The organism is Sphingomonas arantia (genome assembly GCF_042682045.1).
Lineage (GTDB): Bacteria > Pseudomonadota > Alphaproteobacteria > Sphingomonadales > Sphingomonadaceae > Sphingomonas_R > Sphingomonas_R arantia.
The window spans coordinates 747,088-767,308 of record NZ_JBHUGS010000002.1; the positions used below are offsets into that span (position 1 = coordinate 747,088).

The following is a 20,221-nucleotide window of genomic DNA, read 5'->3' on the forward strand; positions in this document are numbered from 1 at the left end:
AACCCCGGGCTGCGGCGTGCCGTTCCGCCGCAACCCGCTAACCTGCATCAATCCACGAAGAGGAGAGCCGGCGTTTCGATCAGCCGCCGGACCGCCTGGATGAACGACGCCGCGTCCCAGCCGTCCACCACGCGGTGGTCGAAACTGGACGACAGGTTCATCATCTTGCGGATCACGATCTGCCCATCGACCACCACCGGCCGCTCGACGATCCGGTTCACGCCGACGATCGCGACCTCCGGCCGGTTGATCACCGGGGTCGACACGATCCCGCCGATCGGCCCGAGGGAGGTCAGTGTGATCGTCGAACCGCTCAGCTCGTCACGCGTCGCCTTGCCGCGCCGCGCCGCATCGGCCAGCCGGACGATCTCGGTCGCCAGCGCCCAGACGTCGCGCGCCTGTGCATCGCGGATCACCGGCACGGTCAGCCCCTGCTCGGTCTGCGTCGCGAAACCCAGATGCACCGACGCATAGCGCGATACGACCCCGGCCGCATCGTCATAGCGCGCATTGACCATCGGAAACGCCGGCAGCGCGCGCGTCATCGCACGGATCAGGAACGGCAGCAGCGTCAGCTTCGCCCGCGCGCCACGGTCCAGGTTCATGACGGTCCGCAGCCGTTCCAGCTCGGTGACGTCGCATTCCTCGACATAGGCGAAGTGCGGAATGTTGCGCTTCGACTCCGCCATATTCTCGGCGATCCGCCGCCGCATGCCCATCACGCGCACTTCCTCGACCGCACCCGGCTCGACCACGACCGGCGCCGCCGCAGCGGCAACAGGAGCCGCACTGGCGTAGCGCAAATGCGCATCCAGATCGGCATGCCGCACCCGGTCACCCTGCGCGGACTTCACGTCGGCCAGGTCGATCCCCAGGTCGCTCGCCCGCGCCCGGACCGCAGGAGACGCCTGCACCCGCGACCGCGTCGGTTCAGACGCCACGACAGGCTCCGCCACCACCGGACGCGCCGGCTCCGGCTGGATCGCCGCCACCGGATCCGCCACCGCCGCCGCCTCGGGCGGAGCGACCGCCTCGGCAAAGCCCGCGACCTCGCCGACATCCGCCTCGGCTTCGTCCTCGGTCTCGAACACCGCAAGCACCGATCCGATCGCGATCTGGTCGCCGACCACGCCGGCAACCTCGACCACCCGGCCCGCCACCGGCGCGGACATCTCGACGGTCGCCTTGTCCGTCATCATGTCGGCCAGCGGCGCGTCCTCCTCGACCATGTCGCCCACTGCGACATGCCAGGCGACGATCTCCGCCTCCGCAATCCCCTCGCCGATGTCCGGCAGCTTGAACGTGAAACGGGCCATCGATCAGTCCTTCATCACACGCTTGAGGGCCTCGCCGATGCGAACCGGCCCCGGAAAATACGCCCATTCCAGGCTGTGCGGATATGGCGTGTCCCACCCGGTCACGCGCTCCACCGGCGCCTCCAGCGCATGGAAGCAACGCTCCTGCACCAGCGCCGACAGTTCCGCGCCGAACCCGGACGTCCGCGTCGCCTCATGCACCACCACGCAGCGCCCGGTCTTCCGCACGGACGCGGTGATCGCCTGGATATCGAGCGGCACGAGCGTCCGAAGATCAATGACTTCCGCGTCGATCTTCATGTCCTCCACCACTGCGGAGACGACGTGCACCATCGTGCCGTAGCACAGGATCGTCACGTCCCCGCCGCCGCGCACGACCTTCGCCTGGCCCAGCGAGATGCGGTAATAACCCTCCGGCACCATCGCGGCGGGGTGCTTCGCCCACGGCGTGACCGGCCGGCCATAATGCCCGTCGAACGGCCCGTTGTAGATCCGCTTGGGTTCGAAGAAGATGACCGGGTCGTTGTCTTCGATCGCGGCGATCAGCAGCCCCTTCGCATCATAGGGCGTCGACGGCACGACCGTCTTGAGCCCGGCGACGTGCGTGAAGATCCCCTCCGGCGACTGGCTGTGCGTCTGTCCGCCGAAGATGCCGCCACCGAACGGTGACCGCACCGTGATCGGCGCGATGAATTCACCCGCGGAACGGTACCGTATCCGCGCTGCCTCGGACACGATCTGATCGAGCGCGGGGTAGATATAGTCCGCGAACTGGATCTCCGGCACCGGCCGCAGTCCGTACGCCGCCATGCCGACCGCGACGCCCATGATGCCACATTCGGTGATCGGCGTGTCGAACACGCGCGTCTTGCCGTACTTGCGCTGCAGGCCTTCCGTCGCCTTGAACACGCCGCCGAAATAGCCGACGTCCTCGCCCATCACGACGATGTCGGGGTCGCGCGCCATGCAGATGTCCATCGCCTCGTTCAGCGCCTGGATCATGTTCAGCGGGCGTGCCGTGCCGACGTCGCCCTGCTCGTCTGCGCCGCTCATATCCCGGCCGCCTTGCGTTCGTCGAACATCTGTTGCGACTGCTCCTTCAGGTGCCACGGCATCTCTTCGAACACATCCTCGAACATCGTCGAGAAGGGCTGGTGCATACCGTCGCCCAGGATGCCCTGCTTCTCGGCTTCCTTGCCCGCCGCGCGCACCTCCTCGGCGACCTCGCGGTCCATCGCGACCTGCCGCTCCTCGTCCCACGCGCCGATCAGGATCAGGTGCTGCTTCAGCCGCACGATCGGATCGCCCAGCGGCCAGGTGCCCTGCTCCTCGGCGGACCGATATTTGGTCGGGTCGTCCGACGTCGAATGGCCCTCCGCACGGTAGGTGAAATGCTCGATCAGCGTCGGCCCGTGATTGCCGCGCGCCCGGTCCGCCGCCCACTCCGTCGCGGCATACACCGCCAGCGCGTCGTTCCCGTCCACGCGCAACCCGGCGATACCGTAGCCCACCGCGCGCGCCGCAAACGTCGTCGCCTCTGCGCCTGCAAACCCGGAAAAGGACGAGATCGCCCACTGGTTGTTCACCACATTCAGGATCACCGGCGCGCGGTAGACCGAGGCGAACGTCAGAGCGGAATGGAAATCGCCCTCCGCGGTCGATCCCTCCCCGCACCAGGCGGACGCAATCTTGTTGTCGCCCTTCGCCGCCGATGCCATCGCATAGCCCACCGCCTGCGGATATTGCGTCGCCAGATTGCCCGAGATCGAGAAGAACGCCGCGGCGCGCGACGAATACATGATCGGCATCTGCCGACCCTTCAACCGGTCGCCCGCGTTCGAATAGACCTGGCACATCATGTCGACCAGCGGCCAGCCGCGCGCGATCAGCACGCCCTGCTGGCGGTAGGACGGAAACACCATGTCCTCGCGGTCCATCGCGTGCGCGGCGGCGATGCAGGTCGCCTCCTCGCCGGTGCACTTCATATAGAAGCTCGTCTTGCCCTGCCGCTGCGCGCGGTACATCCGCTCGTCATAGGCGCGGGTCAGCGCCATGTGGCGCAACATCGCGGTCAGCTTGTCCGGGGTCAGCCGCGGGTCCCACGGCCCCGTCGCGCGCCCCTCGTCGTCCAGCACGCGGATCAGCCCGTAGGACAGGTCGCGCATCGTCGCCGGCGCCGCCGCGATGTCGGGCCGCGGCATCAGCCCCGCCTCGCCCCGATCGAAGTCGGCATAGTCGACCGCGTCGCCGGGCCGGAACTTGGGTTCCGGAACATGGAGTGAAAGTGGCGCGAGATTTCCGCGCCCGCCGGTCTCGTCGGTCATCCTCATCCTTCCGGTTTGCCCCCGGTCCGCCGATGACGTCCGTGCAGGCCGCCTCAGCATGTTATCCTCGCTTGTTATTTTATTCCAAGCGCCGACGCGAGCGATTCGTGATGGGGAACGGCGTGATCCCGCCAAGCTACAGCGCGCGCATCGCGAACCGCGCCTCGAGTCCCCCCGTGCGGCGGTTGCGCAGCGTCAGCGTCCCGTCATGCCGCTGCGCGATCGACCGCGCGATGGTGAGCCCCAGCCCGGTCCCGCCGGTCTGCAGGTTGCGCGACGCATCGCCGCGCTCGAACGGCTCGAACACGCGCGCCAACTGCTCCTCGGGTAACCCGGGCCCACGATCCGCCACGGTCACGATCGCCTCCTCCCCCACGCGCGTCAGCCCGATCTCCACCGCGCCGCCATGCCGCACGCCGTTGTCGACCAGGTTCTGGATCAGCCGGTGGATCGACAGCGCGTCCGCCTCGACCTGCACCGGCGTCTCGATCGCCAGCGTCACCGCCCGCCCCATCTCGCGCTCCTCCGCCACCAGCGCGGACAGCAGCGCGTCGAGCGCCACGGCCTCCCGTTCCTCCCGCCCGGTCCCGTCGCGGACGAAGCCGATCGTCGCGGCGATCATCGCGCGCATCTGTTCGATGTCGGCCTGAACCTTCTCACGGATTGCATCGGGCGCACCCTCGATCCGGAACGCGACGCGGGCCAGCGGCGTGCGCAGGTCGTGCGCGATCGCCCCGATCATCGCGGTACGCTCGGCCACATGCCGCCCCATCCGGTCCTGCATATGGTTGATCGCCTGCGCCGCGATGCGCAGTTCTGCCGGCCCTTCCTGCACGATCCGCGGCGCGTGCGGGTCGCCCCCCATCCGGTCGGCGGCATCCGCAAACCGCCGGATCGGCCGGGTCAGCCGCCGTGCAAAGAACCAAACGAACGGCAGCAATAGGAACGCCGACAGCCCGAACCACAGTGCACTGCGCTTCTGCCACGTCCCGATCGGCGGCCGCGCGGTCGTCTCCACCACCCGCCATCCGCCCGGCACCGCAACGCCGGCGCGCACCGTGTCGAAGAACAGCGGCTCGCGCTTCCGCCGGGGCGACCCGTCCACCGTCTCCCGCCGGATCAGCGGCGACCCGTCCCGCGGCCCGCGTTCGAAGTAGAACCGGACGCGCGTAACCGGCACGTTCAATCGCGCGGCCAGCATCTGCGTGAACGCCGGGTCGGCCACCATATACTCGTTCGCCACCGGCGCCGTGCGGGAGAACTGGACCCGGAAACTCCCGTCGCGCTGCTCCGTATCGCGCACGCCGCGCAGCGCGTCCGCCACGTCGGCCATCCCGTTATAGTCGGGCCGCGGCAGGCGCAGCGACAGGAACAGCCCGATCGACACCGCCTGCGCCACCATCAGGCTGGCGAGCACCAGCAGCAGCGTCTGCCAGAAGATCGGCAGGCCGCGCCGGCGCCGCATCACGGCTGGACCGGCAACGTGAACATATAGCCTTCGTTGCGGACGGTGCGGATCGGGTCGTCGGGGGCCAGCTTCTTGCGCAGCCGGCTGATCGTCACGTCGATCGCGCGGTCGTACACGTCGCTGTCGATGCCCCGCCCGCGGTCGATCAACTGATCACGCGTCAACACCTGCTGCGGTCGGTCCAGGAATACGCTCAGCGTCCGGAACTCCGCGTCGGTCAGCACCACCGGCGGTACGCCCGCCCGTTCCAGCGCGCGCTGCATCACGTCCAGCGTCCACATGCCGAACCGCCGCTCCGGCCCGCCGCGCCCGCCGCCATCCTGCCGTCGGCGCAGCACCGCGCGGATCCGCGCCAGCAACTCACGCGGGTTGCACGGCTTGGCGAGATAGTCGTCGGCGCCCACTTCCAGCCCGATGATCCGGTCGGTGTCGTCGCCCACCGCGGACAGCATGATGACCCCCGGCCCGCCCGGCTTGCGCAACCGCCGCAGGATCGCCAGCCCGTCCTCACCGGGCATCATCAGGTCCAGCACGACCAGATCGGCCATGTTGACCGCCAGCCGCTGGTCCATCTCGGCACCGCCCGACGCGCTGTCGACGATCATGCCGTTGGCACCGAGGAACTCGGCGACCAAGTCGCGCAGGTCGGCGTCGTCGTCGACGACCAGGATACGGGGTGGTTGTTCGCTCATCGTCGTGCCTTTGCTGCGCGCGCGGCGCATTCCGCCAACATCGCGGCCTGGGGTGTCGCGGGCAGATCGGCCAGCGCCAGATCCCCGCGCGTCTTCGCGATCGTCGCGAAGATCCGGCCGATCGCCGCACCGAACTCCGCCCGCGTGATCCCGCGGTTCATGTCCAGATCCGCCGCCGCAATCGGGTTCGGCACGTTGGTCAGCGCATACCGCCCACCGCCGATCGGCCCGCCATACGGAGTCTGTTTCCCGCGCCGACGCCGGTCGGGTGGACCACTGTCGTACAGGCTCAGCTCCGGCACGCTCCGCTCGTACAGCGCCAGCTCGTCCGGAATGATCTCGCCGTTCCCGTCGCGGTCGACGGTCGCGAAGAACCGTGCCGCATCGACCTGCATCTCGGCCAGCGTCAGCCGCCCGTCGCGGTCGCGGTCCGCCCCGGCGAACCACGTCGCCACCGGTGCAGGCGAACCAGGCGGCGCGCGAAACGCCTCGCCGGCCGGCGAGATGAACGCCTGCTCGCGCACCCGGCACGGGTCCGGCCGCGGTGCCGCCTCCGCTGCGCCGCCGATGATCGCAAGGGAAATAAGCAGCGTCTTCATTCGTGCCGCAACGCATCGATCGGGTTCAGCGATGCCGCCCGCCGCGCCGGAAAATAACCGAACACCACGCCGATCAGCGCGGAGAAACCGAACGCAATGAGGTTGATCTGCGGATCGAAGATGAACGGCGCTTTCATCAGCGGCGCGATCGAGATCGACGCGACGAACCCCAGGATCAGCCCGAGAATCCCGCCGAGACACGCGAGCGCCACCGCCTCGACCAGAAACTGCAGCAGCACCTCGCGCGCCACCGCGCCGATCGCCAGCCGGATGCCGATCTCCCGCGTCCGTTCGGTCACCGAAACCAGCATGATGTTCATGATCCCGATCCCGCCGACCAACAGGCTGATCCCCGCCACCGCCGTCACGATCCGCGTCAGGATCGTCGTCGTGCCGGTCAGCGTATCGGAAATCTGCTTGGTGTCGAAGATGTTAAAATCATCCTCCTTCCCCCCGTTGATCCGCCGCCGTTCGCGCAACAGCGATTGCAGCGAGGACTGGATCGCCGCGGTGTCGTACGCCGGATCGGTGCCGACCAGCATCAGCCGGATCTCGCGGTTGCCGGTGAAGCGGCGCTGTACCGCCTTCAACGGCATGATCACGACGTCGTCCTGATCGCCGCCGAACCCGGACTGGCCGCGCTTGGACAGCACACCGATCACCTGGCAGCTCAAGTCGCGGATCCGGAACCGTTCGCCCACCGCTTCCTCTCCGCGGAACAGATTGTCGTACACCGTGCTGCCGATGATGCAGACCGCCTTGCCCGCCTGCTCCTCCGCACGCGTGAACACCCGCCCGCTGGTCAGCGGCCATGGCTGCACGTCGAAATAGTCCGCCGTCGTCCCGTTGATCGTCGTCGACCAGTTCGCCGCGTTGCGGATCGCGGTTCCGCTCGACTGCGCCTGCGCCGCCACCGCGCGCACTCCCGCCACCTGGCCGCGGATCGCGGCGACATCGTCCAGGTCGAAATTGGGCGGCGTCGCCCCGCCACCACCGCGCCCGAACCCCTGCCCCGGCCGCACCTGCAGGATGTTGGTGCCCAGACTTGAAATCTGCTCCTTCACCGCCGCCGTCGCGCCGTTGCCCAGCGTCACCATCGTGACCACCGCCGACACGCCGATCACGATCCCGAGGATGGTCAGGAACGACCGCAGGATATGCCGCCGGATCTCGCGCAGTGCGAGGACGAGAGTGGTGAGGAACATCTGCATCGCTCGTCCCGCTCAGCTTATCGCGGGCACGACGCCCGGCCGATGGTTCGCGTCGACCCGGTCGACCAGCCCGTCCTTGAAATGGACCACCGTATGCGCGAACGCCGCCATGTCGGGCTCGTGCGTCACCATCAGCACGGTGATCCCGCTCTGTCGGTTCAGATCGGTCAGCAATTCCATGATCTCCACCGACCGCTCCGAATCGAGGTTGCCGGTCGGCTCGTCGGCCAGCAGCACGTCGGGCTGCGTCACGATGGCCCGCGCGATCGCCACACGCTGCTGCTGCCCGCCGGACAGTTCCGCCGGGGTATGATCCCACCAGTCGGCCAGCCCGACCTTGTCGAGCGCCGCCATCCCCATCCGGTGCCGCGTGCCGCGATCCTCGCCGCGGTACAGCAACGGCAGCTCGACATTCTCCAGCGCCGTCGTCCGGGCGAGCAGGTTGAACCCCTGGAACACGAAACCGAGATAGCGCCGCCGCAACAACGCGCGTTGGTCGCGGTCCAGCGTCTCGATCGCGAACCCGCGGAACAGGAACTGCCCCGCGGTCGGTACGTCCAGGCACCCCAGGATGTTCATCGTCGTCGACTTGCCCGAACCGGACGGCCCCATCACCGCGATGAAGTCGCCCTTCCGCACGTCCATGTCGACACCCTTCAGCGCCTGGAACGCGGTCGGCCCCTGCCCGAACGTCTTGGTGACGCCGCGCAGCGAGATCAGGATGTCGGCGTCACTGGCCACCCGACCGGCGCCCCCCGCCGCCCGCAGCGGCGCCGGCACCTGCCGCCGCACTGCTCCCGTCGCTGCCCGCCAGCGTACCGGTGATGACCTTCAGCCCCGGCTTCACGCCCTCACCGGACACCATCGTCATCGTGCCGTCCGTATCGCCGACCGTCACCGATAGCCGCTGCGGCTTGCCGTCCGCGCCGAGCACATAGATCGCCTGCACGCTGCCGCGCCCGATCGTCGCCTGCCGCGTCGCGCCGCCGCCGCGTCCACGCGGGGTCAGCATCGATGCCACCCCGCCGCCGCCCGCCGCGGCTCCGCTCGGCGGCGTGAAACGCAGCGCCGCGTTCGGCACCAGCAACACATTCTGCCGCTCGGTCGTCACGATATCGGCGGTCGCCGTCATGCCCGGCCGCAGGAGCAGGTTCGGGTTATCCACCGTCAACCGCGCCGTATAGGCAACCACCGTTCCGGTCGTGCTCGCCGTCGTCGTCGTGCTGCTCGTCGTCGAGCCGGAGTTCGCACCCACGTCGACCCGCTCGATCCGCGCCGGGAACGTCCGCCCCGGAAACGCATCGACGCTGAACGTCGCGCGCTGCCCGGCGAGCACCTGGCCGACATCTGCCTCGTCCACCTTCACCTCGAGCCGCATCCGCGACAGGTCCTCGGCGATCACGAATAACACCGGCGCGTTGAACGACGCCGCCACCGTCTGCCCCGGCTCGATCTGGCGCGACAGCACGACGCCGTTGACCGGCGACTTCACCGACGCCCGGTCAAATTGCGTCCGGTCGGACGACAGCTGCGCCCGCGCCTGCGCCACCGCGGCCTGCGCCGATCGCACGCCGGCCACCCCGCGCGCCGCCTCCGCCCGCCCGGTGTCGAGCTCAGTCGCGGACGGCACCTTGCCGCCCGACAACCGGTACACTTCCTGCAAGCGCTTCAGGTTCGCATTCGCCTGCCGCGCGGTCGCCTGCGCGGTCCCGACATTCGCCTCTGCCGCCGCGATCGCCGCCGCGCTGCGGTTGATCGTGTCCTGCAACGTCGCCGTATCGATCGTCGCCAGCGTCTGCCCCGTCGTTACCCGGTCGTTGTTGTCGACATTGACCCGCGTCACGAGCCCCGATATCTGCGACCCGACATCGACCTGGTTGGTCGGCTGCAAATTGCCCGTCGCCGAGACGGTAACGGTCAGATTGCCGCGCTCCAGCGGCGTCGTCGCATAGCGCACGACGTCGCCGTCCCCCCCGAACAGCCGCATCGCGAGCAGCCACAGCAGCATTAAACCGATCGCCACCGCCACCCATTTCAGGATCTTCGATCGGCGCGACGGCGGTTTCGCGCCCAGGAATGCGTCGAGATCGCCGGGGGTCTGGGTCTGGTCCATCACGGCCTCGTCACTGCGTCGAATACCGGGCTCGGCCCAGTCCGGGTGGCGGTCGCGGGCAGCGGGGCGGATTGCCACCCCCCGCCCAGCGCCTTGTAAAGCTGCACCGTCGCGGTCGCACGGTCGCCGCGCGCGGTCGCACGGCTGTCCTGGCTCGACAACAGGCTCCGCTCGCTGTCGAGCAGCGTCTGAAAATCGATCAGCCCCGCGCGGTACTGGCTGCGCGCATAGATCACCGCGTTGCGCGATGCCTCTTCCGCCACCACGATCTCGCGTTCGCGCCGCTCGCTGGTGGTGAGCGCGGTCAGCGCATTCTCGACATCCTCCAACGCGGTCAGCACGACCTGCCGGTAATTGGCAAGCGCCGCATCGGTCGACGCGCGCTGCCCTTCGATCGCCGCGCGGATGCGCCCGCCCTGAAAGATCGGCGCGCTGACCGACGCCAGAACATTGCCGATCGCCCCGCTCACCAGATCGTTGAGCGTGGTCGACGAGCCGGCAAAACTCCCCGTCAGCCGCAGCGCCGGATACAGCTCCGCCTCCTGCACCCCGATCCGCGCGGTCTCGGCCGCCAGCGACCGCTCCGCCGCCGCCACGTCGGGCCGCCGCGCGATCACCGCCGCCGGAATATCGGTCGCAGCCGGCGCCAGCGGTATAACTCGGTCGGGTGCGATCTCCGCATCGACCGATCCCGGCGCGGTGCCCAGCAGGACCGCGATCCGGTTGACCGCGTTGGCATAGTTGTTCTCGAGCGTCGGGATCGTCGCCGCGGTCTGCGCGCGCAACTGGCGCGCCTGTTCCAGGTCGAGCGAGCTCACGAGCCCGGCCTGCACGCGCCAGCCGACGATCTGCACCGTCTCGTCCTGCGACGCCAGGTTGTTGCGCGCGATCCGCAGCCGGTTCTGCGCCAGCCGCGCGGTGATGTAGTTCAGCCCGACCTCGGACGCGACCGTCTGCTGCGCCGACTGCAAATCCGCCAGTGACGATCCATAATCCGCGCGCGCCGCCTCGACCGACCGGCGGATGCCGCCGAACAGGTCGACCTCATACGCCGCGTCGAAACCCGCACGGTAGACGGTCGTATCGCCACCGGTCGACAATTGCGTGCCTGTCGTCGGATCGACCACCGACCGCCCCTGGTTGCCGATGCTCCGCCCGATCGACCCGGACAGGCTGCCCGTCGGCAACTGATCCGCCCGCGCAACCCGGATCGAGGCCCGCGCCTGCCGCAGGCGCGCTCCGGCCGCATCGATGTCGAGATTCTGCGCGAGCGACCGTTCGATCAGCGATGTCATCACGGGATCGCCGAAGCCCGTCCACCACCGCGCCAGATCGACCGGCGCGACCGGCGTCGCGGTCGGCCCGCTGGTCGGCAGCGCGGTCGACGACTTGAACGCGCCCGGCACCTGCAAAGCCGCGGGCGACGCCGCACGGTAATCGGGGCCGACAGCACAACCGCCAAGTCCAGCCAGCAGCAGGAGAGAATATCGTCGCATCATCCTGCCCCCCTCTAGCGCGCGTTCATGACCCGTTATGTCAGTCCTGCAATATCTGTCAGTGAGCGGAACCGGCACCGGTGCCTACGATGCGGCCCCGTTCGGGTCCAACCTGATGGGCCCCCTCCGATCCACTCCCCGACCGGTTCGAACCAGACGGACTATTCCATGGCTCTATTAAATATCACCCATGTTCCGAACCGCCACACCCGGGACGTAACACCGAACTCCAGCTGCACTCAGTAATTCTTCGAATAGCGCAGGCTGACATTCGACCCGCCGAACGACCCCGTCGAACTCAGGATGCTCAGCGTCTTGGACAACGCGATCTGCAACTGCGTCGCGGTGAAGCCACGCGCGTCGGTGATCACCTCCACATAGATATCGTTGGAGATATACTGCCCCGCCGCCAGCGCCGTCCCGCGGCCCGTCGTCTGATCCGCACCCAGGATGCGCAACCGGTCGATGCCGGTCGCCGAGCGCAGCTTGCCGAGCGGGTTGAGCCCGCCCCCGCCCGACCCGCGGAGCGAGTTGAGCGCGGCCGCCAGCTGGATCGCCTGCGTCGGCGACAGCGAGGTCACCGACGTGCCGAACAGCAGGCGCGACAGCACCTCGTCCTGCGGCAGCGACGGCGTCGAGGTGAACGTCACCTGCGGGTTCTGTGCGCGCCCGCCGATGTTGATGATCGCCATCACCCCGTCCACCGTCGTCGTGGCACTGATGTCCAGCTCCGGATCGGTCATCGCGCCGCCGTTGAACGTCACGTTGCCGCGCGAAATCTCGAACCTGCGCCCGGAGAAAGAGTAGGTGCCGCGCACCACCTCCAGCTTGCCGACAACGCGCGGATCGGTCGCCGTGCCCCGCACGCGCAGGTCCGTGCGCCACTCCGCCTCCAGCCCCATGCCGGACACGAAGATCCGGTTGTCCGCCCGCACCCGGATGTCGAGCTTCCAGTTCGACGGCACGGCGCTTGCCGCGACCGCGGCCACCGGTGGCGCATTGCGACGCCGCACGCCTTCAAGGACCGCGACCTCGGACGCGCCCTGATACACGATCTGGTACCGCACCTCGGGCAGGGTCAGGTCGCCTTCAATCAGCGCCCCCGTCTGCGGCCCGTTGCGCACGCGCAAGCTCCCCGACACGGTCGCGCCCAGCGCATCGCTGCGCGCCAGCTGAGCCCGCGCAAGCGTCGCCCGCACGTCGATCGGGAATCCGCCGGCCGCATCCAGCCCGACCGAACCGCTCGCCGTGAGACTCCCCGTCCCAGCCTTTGCGGTCAGGCTGTTCAGCACGAACCGCGACTGCGTGAAGCGCCCATCGACCGCGATCCCCGACAGCACGGTGCCATAGGTCTCGTTCTCGTAACGCAGCGCATTGGCGCGCACGACACCGGTCAGCGTCGGCTGATCGACCCGCCCGCCAAAGTCCGCCGCAACAGCGACCGGCCCGGACAGCGTCTGCCCGGCGATCCCGGTTAGCGTCCACAACACCTCGGCCGGCCCGCTATAGCGCACGCCACCCGACAGCGGGGCCGACAGCAGCCGCTCGGACCACGCTTCCGGCCCGGTCGACAACGGCGCAAGCCGCGCCTGCAATCGGCCGACCACGGCCCCGCCGCGTCGCACGATCGCATTGGCCGATCCACCCGCATCGGACAACCGGACCAGCGTGGCGATATCGACCGGCTCGCTGATCGTCAGCGCCCCCGTCCGCGTGAAGTTCGCGATATCGACGCGCGCGTTCAGCGTCGGCACACCGGCGTCGCCGATATAGTCGACCACCCCGGTCGCCTTGCCGCCCAGCCCCAACCCCGGCGCGAACGCGCGCAGCATCGACAGGTCCAGATTGCTCAGCCGCGCCCGCCCGCGGATCAGGTCGCCATAGCTGCCCTCGACCACGACCTGCCCCTGCGGCAGCACGACGGTCGCGGGCGCCAGCACCCATCCGGCCGCGGTCTTGCGGATCGTGGCCGGTGCCGCCAGCCGGAACGGGATTGCATTGGCCGACCCGCGCACGTTGGCGCGGATCATCTCCGGCGACAGCGCGGCCTGCACCGCGATATCGAACGGCACGCCGCTCGTCCCCTTGGCGACCATGGCCAGCGTACCGCGTCCGCCGCGATAGGCGATCCGCCCCTGCGCTCGATCGACCGACAGACTGCCCTGCTTCACCCCGGTCAGCGCGAACTGCCCGTTGATCGCCGGCGCGTCGGGATAGACGATCACCGACCCGCGGATCACGCCACCCGCGATCGTGATCGGCACGTCACCCGGAATCCGGGCGTTGCGCGCCGTCACGTCCACGTCGGCCCGCTGATACTTGCCCGCCGCGGCGAGCCGTACGGTGCCGTTCAACCCCGACCCGGACAGCGTCAGCAGCCCGGCATAGGGCCCCGCCCCGGTCGGCCTCACCGTCCCGCGCACGTCGATCCCGGCGAAGCGCGCGTTGCGGATGTCGTACGACGTGCCCCCACGCCCTATCCGGATCAGCACGTCGGCGGAGAACGGCCCGTAGGCGGAGTTCCCCTTCGCATTCACCTGATACCCGCCGGCCACCCCGACCACGTCGACCTGCACACCGGTCAGCGGAATGCCCACATTCGGCCGCGACGCCAGCACGCGGATCCGCGGTGCGGTCGCGGTACCGGCCACGATCACCGACACCGGGCCATAGTCCGCTGATACGCCCGCCGCACGGAACGCGATCGTCCCGTCGGTGCGGTACGATCCCTCGCCGCTGGTGATCCGGAACTTGCGCGCGCTCATCCGCACGTTGCGGAATGTCGCGGTGCCGTTCTCGCTATAACCGACGTCCGCCGTAATCGTCGCCGGCCCGCCCAGCGCATCGCGCACCGACGCATTGTCGATCCGCTGCGTCGTGACGCGAACCCTGCCGCGGATGCCGTAGGTCCCGTTCGATCCGGCCACCAGATCGGCGTCGGTGACCAGGTTGATCCGCCCCAGCCCGTCGATCTGGTAATCGTTGACGCGCCCCTTCAGCGCCCCGGTGTAGCGCCCCGCCGCGATGTCCGCGACCAGGATCGCGGTCGCATCGATCCGGTCCGACCGCAGCTTCAGATTGTCCGACAGCAGCTTGCCCTTGGCATAGGCCAGGTCGCCATCGACGCGCAGGTTGGTCAGCAACCCGCCCGCCGCCGCGTTCAGCCCCGTCACGCGCCGCGCCGTGGCATGCAGCGGGATCAGGATGCGGTCGGTGTTGATCGTGGCGCGACCATAGGCACGCAGCCCTTCGATCCCCGTATCGTTGAACCCCACCGCCGCGGCGGTCACACGGTACTGCACCGTCGGCGTCGCGAACGGCCCGTCGATCGCGGCGGACAACCGGATGTCACGCCCGCGCACGTTCGGCGCGATCGCGCCCGGCCGCAGCAACTGCCCCTCGATCCGCAGATTGCCGAGCCGGCTCTGGCCCAGGTCGACACGACCCTGCCCCTCTACCGCCAGCGCAGCCGACCGCACCGCAAAACGCGTATCGACGATCCGCTTCGCGATCGTCGCCATCAGATCGATGTCGGTCGCCGGCTCCACCAGCCGCGCCGCCGGCCCGCTCAGCATCAGCCCCGGCTGCGTCCGGCCCTTGGCCCGGAACGCACCGTTGCGCCCGACGATCGCCAGGTCCGCGACCGACTGCCCGCCAATCGATGCCTGCCCACGCCCGCGCCAGTTCGCCCAGTCGCCGCGCCCGCCGACGTCCAGCGTCACGGCCTTGCCCAACCCGGCATAGCTGTCGACCAGCCCGCCCGCCGGCGCGCGCAACCGCGCGCTGATCAGCAGCCGGTTGTCCGCTGGCACCGCGTCCAGCACGAACGCGAGCCGGTCGCCACCGACCGTCCCGGTCTCGCGCAGCGCGCCCGCATCCAGGTTCAGCCGCGCGCGCCCGTCGGCGATGTCGGCCGACCCGGCCAGCCGCACGACGCTCCGCTTGCCCGTCACCGGCGGTTCCAGTACGAGCCGGCCGACGTTCAGCCGGCCGATCGCCAGGTCGATATCCGGCAGGATCGGCGCGTTCGGATCGCTCGGCACTTCCTTCAGTTCCGGCAGCCGCGACAGCGTCACCAGCGGCGCGCCAAGGCTCCGCACGTCGATCTTGCCGTTGACGTACGCGAACGGCCGCCAGTCGAGCGCCACCTCTGGCGCCCGCGCGAACACGCCGCGCGGATCGCTGATCGTCAGGTCGCGGATCGTCAGCTTGCCGTACAGCGACCCGTCAAGCCGCCCCACGCCGATCTTGATCCCCGACGCGGTCTCATATCCGTCGAGCTGCCCGCGGACGAAATTCCGCCCCGGCGAACTGTTCATCCCGAGCACGACCAGCAGCAGCAGCGCCACCAGCACGGCGACCGCGATGCCGACCCATTTGACGATCCGCAGTGCCATCAGAATGCCTGCCCGATCGAGATATAGAGTGCGATCTTGCTCTCACCGCGCTTGCGCCCGATCGGCGTCGCGACGTCGAGCCGCAGCGGACCGAAATTCGTATAATAGCGCCCGCCGATCCCCGCGCCGTAGCGCAGGCCCGAGATCGACGGGCTCGACGCCTCGCCGACACGCCCGGCATCGACGAACGGTACGATGCCGAAATTGCCGAACCGATAGCGTCCCTCGATCGCGAACTCGGTCAGCGACCGCCCGCCGATCGGATCGTTGTTCGGATCCTTCGGCCCGAGCTGCTGATAGCCGAAGCCGCGCACCGAACCGCCGCCGCCCGCGTAGAGCCGCCGCGACGGCGCCAGATCGTCGCGCGACACGCCGATGATCGACCCGACTCGCGCCCGCGCCGCCATCACGATGCTGCCCGCGACCGGCAAATAGGTGCTGCCCTCAACCAGGAACCGGCCATAGGTATCGACAGCGCCCTGCAACGACGCCTCCGGGCTGACCCGCGCCGTCAGGCGGAAACCCTTGGTGGGATCGAGCAGGCTGTCCGACCGGTCATAGCTGATCTGCATCGGCAACGCGCCGATCAGGTAGGTCGCACGCGTCCGTTCCGCGTCGCCCGGATCGAACCGGCTTTCGTTCGTGCCGATCACCTCGGCCCCGACCGAATAGGTCCAGCGCTTCTGCCACAGCGGCGTCGACTGGCGCGACATGCCGACCGAGACGTTCACCGTCCGCGCACTGTACGCATCGAAATCCTGCCGCGCGGCGCCGATCGATGCCTGGAACGTGCGGTCGCGCTGCCCGGCGTTCGACCGGCGGAACGTCGCGCTCGCGCCCTGCTGCTGCGTGCCTGCGACGACGTCGGTGATCAGCGCGCCTTCGTCGGGGAACAGGTTGCGGTGCGTCCAGCTGCCCGTCACCTTGATGCCCTCGCCCGTGCCATAGCCGCCGCTGCCCGACAGTGAGCGTGCCGGCCCGCGGCTCTGGTCCACGCGCAGGTCGACGATCTCGGTCCCGTCCGGCGCGGTCCGCCCGGTCTTCACCGGCTGCACCGCCACGGTCGAGAACAGGCTCGTCGCGATCAGCGCCTGGCGCAGGTCGTCGACCTCGCGGCTGTCGTAGATCTGGCCCGGCTTGAACCGCGAAAGCAGCGCGATGTGATCGGTCCCGAACACATCGTCGCCCGCCGCCTGGAACCCGCCGAAGCTCGACCGCGGCCCCGACACGATCGGCAGTGTATAGTCGCCGACCGGCGTCCGATCGTCGAGCACGATATCGCGCGCGCCAACCTCCACGAACGGATAGCCCTGCTCCGGCAGGCGCAGCGCGACCTTGGCCTCGCCGGTCAGGATGTCCGTCGCGACGATCGGCTGCCCGGTCCGCAACGCCAGCGCCGATAGTGCCAGCGCGGTGGGCGACGGTTCCGCCCCGGTCACGGCGATCGTGCCCAGCTTGTAGCGTTCGCCCGGCGTGGCCACGATCGCGACTTTCGCCGTCCCCTGCGCGGCGGGCGCGGGATCGACGGTCGCGGTGGCGATGCCGTCATAATAGCCTTCGGATTTCAGGATCCGCTCGACCAGCGCGACGTCCTCGTCCGCGCGCGCGGTGATCTGCGCCGCGTTCGCCGCCTTGCGTCCATCCTTCAGCAACGCCGACAGCGGCTTGAACCGGTCGTACAACCCGTCCTGCTCCAGCCCGGCGACCGTCACGGCATACCGGATCGGCGGCAGTTCCGCGTCGGCGGCGGCTCCCGGAGCGGCAGGCGGAGGCACGACCGACGCCTGCGCCAACGGCACGAGCGGCGCCGTAAGCTCGGCATCCGGGACGATCGTGGTCGCGGCCACCGTCGGAGCGACAGGTGCGACCGGAACAGGCGTCGGCGTCGGCGATACCGCTTCACCCGGCGCTTGCACGCTGTCGAGCGGTGGCAGTGCGGCATCGAACTGGCTGTCGTCGAGCAACGCGGGCGTCGCGGGCGGTGCAGCCTCACCCGGGGCGGGTGCGACCACCTGGGCCACGACCGGCGAGGTCAGTGCAAATATGCTCGCACCGATCATCACCCGGACCGAAACCGCCAAACCGCATCGCCGCAAGAAACTCACCCCCAAGAACGCCGGTCGCGGCACTGCGTGTCCGGTAACCATGGCGGGGGCCGCCACATGCCGCAACCCGTAAACCGGTTCGGCCGGGCGCTTTGGGGCCCGGCCGCGGCGGCTGCGCAACAGGCGCAGAGCCGAAAGCAGACGAAAGTCGAACCGGGTCCATCCCATACAAAAACGCCGCGGAATCCCTCGACCCCGCGGCGCTCGCTATCCTAAATTGTTCGGACGGTCAGTCCAGCAGCTTGTCGATCGTAATCGGCAGCGAGCGAACCCGCTTGCCCGTGGCGTGGAAGATCGCGTTGCCGATCGCCGCCGCGGTGCCGACGATCCCGATCTCGCCGAGCCCCTTGATGCCCAGCGGAGACACCTCAGCATCCGGCTCGTCGACGAAGATCACCTCGATATCCTGAACATCGGCATGCGCCGGAATGTGATATTCCGCGAAGTTGTGGTTCATGAACCGCCCGATCCGGTGATCGGCCAGCGTCTCCTCGTGCAATGCCATGCCGATCCCCATCACCACGCCGCCCAGGATCTGGCTGCGCGCGGTCTTGGGGTTCACGATCCGTCCGGCCGCCACCGCGCAGACGATGCGCGTCACGCGCACCACGCCCAGTTCCTCGTCGACCTTCACCTCGGCATAGATCGCGCTGTGCGTGTTCTTTGCTTTCTTCTTCACGCCCAGCATTTCGCCAATCGACTCCAGCGGACCCGGTGCCGCCGCCTCGGTCGCCTCGATCTCCGACACGCCGGCTGCGGTCATCGCCTCGCCGTACCCGATCGACTTCGACGGATCGGCCGCCAGGATCATGCGCCCGTCCTCGAACCGCAGGTCGTCGACCGACGCGCCGCCCAGTGGATTGCCGTCCACCTTGGCGGCCGCCTTGGCCAGCTTCACCCGCACCGCATCGCACGCGATCTTCACCGCCGCACCCGTCGATGCCGCGGTCCAGCTGCCGCCCTCGATCGGCGACGGCGGCAAATCGCTGTCACCCAGCACCGCACTCACCTGATCCGCCGGCAGCCCCAGCGCACCGGCCGCGACCTGCGTCATGACCGTATAGGTACCCGTCCCGATGTCCGACCCCGCGGTCGCGACCTCAAGATGGCCGTTCGCGGACAGCTTGGCGCGCACCGTCGTCTTCTGGAACATCGCGTCCCAGATGCCCGTCGCCATGCCCCATCCGACCAACTCGCTGCCGTCGCGCATCGACCGCGGCGCCGCCTCGCGCTGCGACCAGCCGAACGCTTCCGCGCCCTCCTGATACGCCTCGCGCAGCGCCTTCGACGTGTACGGAATATCCATCATCTCGTCGCGGTCGCTATAGTTGGTCAGCCGCAGCGCGAGCGGATCGACGCCCGTCTCATACGCCATCTCGTCCAGCGCCATTTCGAACAGCGTCATGCCGGTCGCGGCCCCCGGGGCGCGCATGTCGCCCGGCGTATAGGTATCGACCGCGGTCAGCGCCCAATCCATCGTCGCATTGTCGCAACGATAGGCCTGCCCGCCCCAGTTCGCGATCGGCTCCATGTAGTTCTCGAACCGCGACGTCGGCGTCACCGCCTTGGAATAGATCGACTGCAGCGCCCCATCGTCGTTCGCGCCCAGACGAATGGTATGGCGGCATTCCGACCGGTGGGTGAACGAGAACATCTGCTGACGTGTCAGCACAACCCGCACCGACCGCTCCAGCATCTTGGCCGCCAGCGTCGCCAGATACACCTGATATTGCGGCCGCAGCCCGGACCCGAACCCGCCACCGACATAGGGGTTCAGCACGCGGACATTCTTCTTTGCGAAACCGAACACGCCGACCAGATAGGCCTGCACATTCTGCGAGCCCTGCGTCTTGTCGTACACCGTGATGCGCCCGTCGCCGTGCCACTGCACGGTCGTGGCATGCATCTCCATGGGATTGTGATGCTCGGTCGGCAGATAGTAGGAGACATCGACCTTGTTGGGCGCCTTCGCATACGCCCCGGCCTCGTCGCCGCGGTTCTTCGGCTCGACGAACGTATCGCGCGTCTTCTTCGGCTTGAACTCGGGCGACCGCTCGAAATCGGTCTCGTGCTCGTCGATCTCATATTCGACCTGCACCAGGCTCGCGCCGTGGCGTGCGTCCTCGAACGTCCGCCCGACGACCAGCGCGATCGGCTGCCCGCTATAGAGGATCTCGGCATCGTAGAACGCGCGGAACGGCGAGCCCGGGGGCGCGACCTGATCCTGATAAGCCTTGTCGAACCAGGCGATATGCGGGCGGTTCAGGTGGCTGACCACCTCCACCACGCCCGGCGCCGCCATTGCGGCCTCGGTGTGCAGCTTCGTGATCCGCCCCTTGGCGATCGCGCCCGACACGACCACGCCGTACAGCAGGTCCGCCACCGGGTGCTCAGCGGCATAGCGCGCGCCGCCGGTGACCTTCAGCTTGCCGTCGACGCGGCTCAGCGGGGAGCCGATACCGACCGGCGCGTCATTGAGTTTCGTAGCCATTTCTTCTCT

The 20,221-nt window shown here is 68.8% G+C and carries 13 protein-coding genes; all 13 read right to left on the reverse strand.

Translation table 11 applies throughout. From position 1 onward, the window contains the following. Positions 1 to 47 precede the first annotated feature (47 nt). Positions 48 to 1,316: a dihydrolipoamide acetyltransferase family protein gene (locus tag ACFSGX_RS09160; protein ID WP_380929287.1), complete on the reverse strand. Its 1,269-nt coding sequence runs from the start codon at positions 1,314 to 1,316 to the stop codon at positions 48 to 50. A gap of 3 nt (positions 1,317 to 1,319) precedes the next feature. Beyond that, positions 1,320 to 2,369 carry an alpha-ketoacid dehydrogenase subunit beta gene (locus ACFSGX_RS09165; RefSeq protein ID WP_380929288.1) on the reverse strand — a complete coding sequence of 350 codons (1,050 nt, stop codon included), beginning with the start codon at positions 2,367 to 2,369 and terminating at the stop codon, positions 1,320 to 1,322. Further along, positions 2,366 to 3,640, reverse strand: a complete 1,275-nt coding sequence (locus ACFSGX_RS09170) for a thiamine pyrophosphate-dependent enzyme (RefSeq protein WP_380929290.1) — start codon at positions 3,638 to 3,640, stop codon at positions 2,366 to 2,368. The genes ACFSGX_RS09165 and ACFSGX_RS09170 overlap by 4 nt, the downstream gene beginning before the upstream one ends. A gap of 136 nt (positions 3,641 to 3,776) precedes the next feature. Continuing rightward, positions 3,777 to 5,105, reverse strand: coding sequence for an ATP-binding protein (locus tag ACFSGX_RS09175; RefSeq protein WP_380929292.1), 1,329 nt, complete (start codon positions 5,103 to 5,105; stop codon positions 3,777 to 3,779). Then, positions 5,105 to 5,800: a response regulator gene (locus ACFSGX_RS09180; RefSeq protein ID WP_380929293.1), complete on the reverse strand. Its 696-nt coding sequence runs from the start codon at positions 5,798 to 5,800 to the stop codon at positions 5,105 to 5,107. The genes ACFSGX_RS09175 and ACFSGX_RS09180 overlap by 1 nt, the downstream gene beginning before the upstream one ends. Continuing rightward, on the reverse strand, positions 5,797 to 6,399 hold the full coding sequence (locus ACFSGX_RS09185) for an EF-hand domain-containing protein (protein ID WP_380929295.1): 603 nt from the start codon (positions 6,397 to 6,399) through the stop codon (positions 5,797 to 5,799). Before ACFSGX_RS09185 ends, ACFSGX_RS09180 begins: the two co-directional genes overlap by 4 nt. Beyond that, the gene (locus tag ACFSGX_RS09190) at positions 6,396 to 7,604 is read right to left on the reverse strand and encodes an ABC transporter permease (RefSeq protein ID WP_157175743.1); all 1,209 of its coding nucleotides are present in this window, start codon (positions 7,602 to 7,604) and stop codon (positions 6,396 to 6,398) included. The genes ACFSGX_RS09185 and ACFSGX_RS09190 overlap by 4 nt, the downstream gene beginning before the upstream one ends. A gap of 18 nt (positions 7,605 to 7,622) precedes the next feature. Continuing rightward, on the reverse strand, positions 7,623 to 8,351 hold the full coding sequence (locus ACFSGX_RS09195) for an ABC transporter ATP-binding protein (RefSeq protein ID WP_380929297.1): 729 nt from the start codon (positions 8,349 to 8,351) through the stop codon (positions 7,623 to 7,625). After that, positions 8,341 to 9,723 carry an efflux RND transporter periplasmic adaptor subunit gene (locus ACFSGX_RS09200; protein ID WP_380929299.1) on the reverse strand — a complete coding sequence of 461 codons (1,383 nt, stop codon included), beginning with the start codon at positions 9,721 to 9,723 and terminating at the stop codon, positions 8,341 to 8,343. The genes ACFSGX_RS09195 and ACFSGX_RS09200 overlap by 11 nt, the downstream gene beginning before the upstream one ends. Beyond that, on the reverse strand, positions 9,723 to 11,222 hold the full coding sequence (locus ACFSGX_RS09205; protein ID WP_380929300.1) for an efflux transporter outer membrane subunit: 1,500 nt from the start codon (positions 11,220 to 11,222) through the stop codon (positions 9,723 to 9,725). The genes ACFSGX_RS09200 and ACFSGX_RS09205 overlap by 1 nt, the downstream gene beginning before the upstream one ends. A gap of 236 nt (positions 11,223 to 11,458) precedes the next feature. Then, positions 11,459 to 15,616: a translocation/assembly module TamB domain-containing protein gene (locus ACFSGX_RS09210; protein WP_380929302.1), complete on the reverse strand. Its 4,158-nt coding sequence runs from the start codon at positions 15,614 to 15,616 to the stop codon at positions 11,459 to 11,461. Further along, on the reverse strand, positions 15,616 to 17,676 hold the full coding sequence (locus ACFSGX_RS09215) for an autotransporter assembly complex protein TamA (protein WP_380929305.1): 2,061 nt from the start codon (positions 17,674 to 17,676) through the stop codon (positions 15,616 to 15,618). Before ACFSGX_RS09215 ends, ACFSGX_RS09210 begins: the two co-directional genes overlap by 1 nt. Positions 17,677 to 17,950: 274 nt before the next feature. Further along, positions 17,951 to 20,212: a xanthine dehydrogenase family protein molybdopterin-binding subunit gene (locus ACFSGX_RS09220; RefSeq protein ID WP_380929307.1), complete on the reverse strand. Its 2,262-nt coding sequence runs from the start codon at positions 20,210 to 20,212 to the stop codon at positions 17,951 to 17,953. Between the last annotated feature and the right edge of the window lie 9 nt (positions 20,213 to 20,221).

What these genes read in the sequence shown, in the direction of transcription:
- ACFSGX_RS09170 (WP_380929290.1), bottom strand. Translation starts at nt 3,640, where the DNA reads ATGACCGACGAGACCGGCGGGCGCGGAAATCTCGCGCCACTTTCACTC.
- ACFSGX_RS09180 (WP_380929293.1), bottom strand. Translation starts at nt 5,800, where the DNA reads ATGAGCGAACAACCACCCCGTATCCTGGTCGTCGACGACGACGCCGAC.
- ACFSGX_RS09160 (WP_380929287.1), bottom strand. Translation starts at nt 1,316, where the DNA reads ATGGCCCGTTTCACGTTCAAGCTGCCGGACATCGGCGAGGGGATTGCG.
- ACFSGX_RS09220 (WP_380929307.1), bottom strand. Translation starts at nt 20,212, where the DNA reads ATGGCTACGAAACTCAATGACGCGCCGGTCGGTATCGGCTCCCCGCTG.
- ACFSGX_RS09190 (WP_157175743.1), bottom strand. Translation starts at nt 7,604, where the DNA reads ATGTTCCTCACCACTCTCGTCCTCGCACTGCGCGAGATCCGGCGGCAT.
- ACFSGX_RS09200 (WP_380929299.1), bottom strand. Translation starts at nt 9,723, where the DNA reads ATGGACCAGACCCAGACCCCCGGCGATCTCGACGCATTCCTGGGCGCG.
- ACFSGX_RS09210 (WP_380929302.1), bottom strand. Translation starts at nt 15,616, where the DNA reads ATGGCACTGCGGATCGTCAAATGGGTCGGCATCGCGGTCGCCGTGCTG.
- ACFSGX_RS09165 (WP_380929288.1), bottom strand. Translation starts at nt 2,369, where the DNA reads ATGAGCGGCGCAGACGAGCAGGGCGACGTCGGCACGGCACGCCCGCTG.
- ACFSGX_RS09185 (WP_380929295.1), bottom strand. Translation starts at nt 6,399, where the DNA reads ATGAAGACGCTGCTTATTTCCCTTGCGATCATCGGCGGCGCAGCGGAG.
- ACFSGX_RS09175 (WP_380929292.1), bottom strand. Translation starts at nt 5,105, where the DNA reads ATGCGGCGCCGGCGCGGCCTGCCGATCTTCTGGCAGACGCTGCTGCTG.
- ACFSGX_RS09215 (WP_380929305.1), bottom strand. Translation starts at nt 17,676, where the DNA reads ATGATCGGTGCGAGCATATTTGCACTGACCTCGCCGGTCGTGGCCCAG.
- ACFSGX_RS09205 (WP_380929300.1), bottom strand. Translation starts at nt 11,222, where the DNA reads ATGATGCGACGATATTCTCTCCTGCTGCTGGCTGGACTTGGCGGTTGT.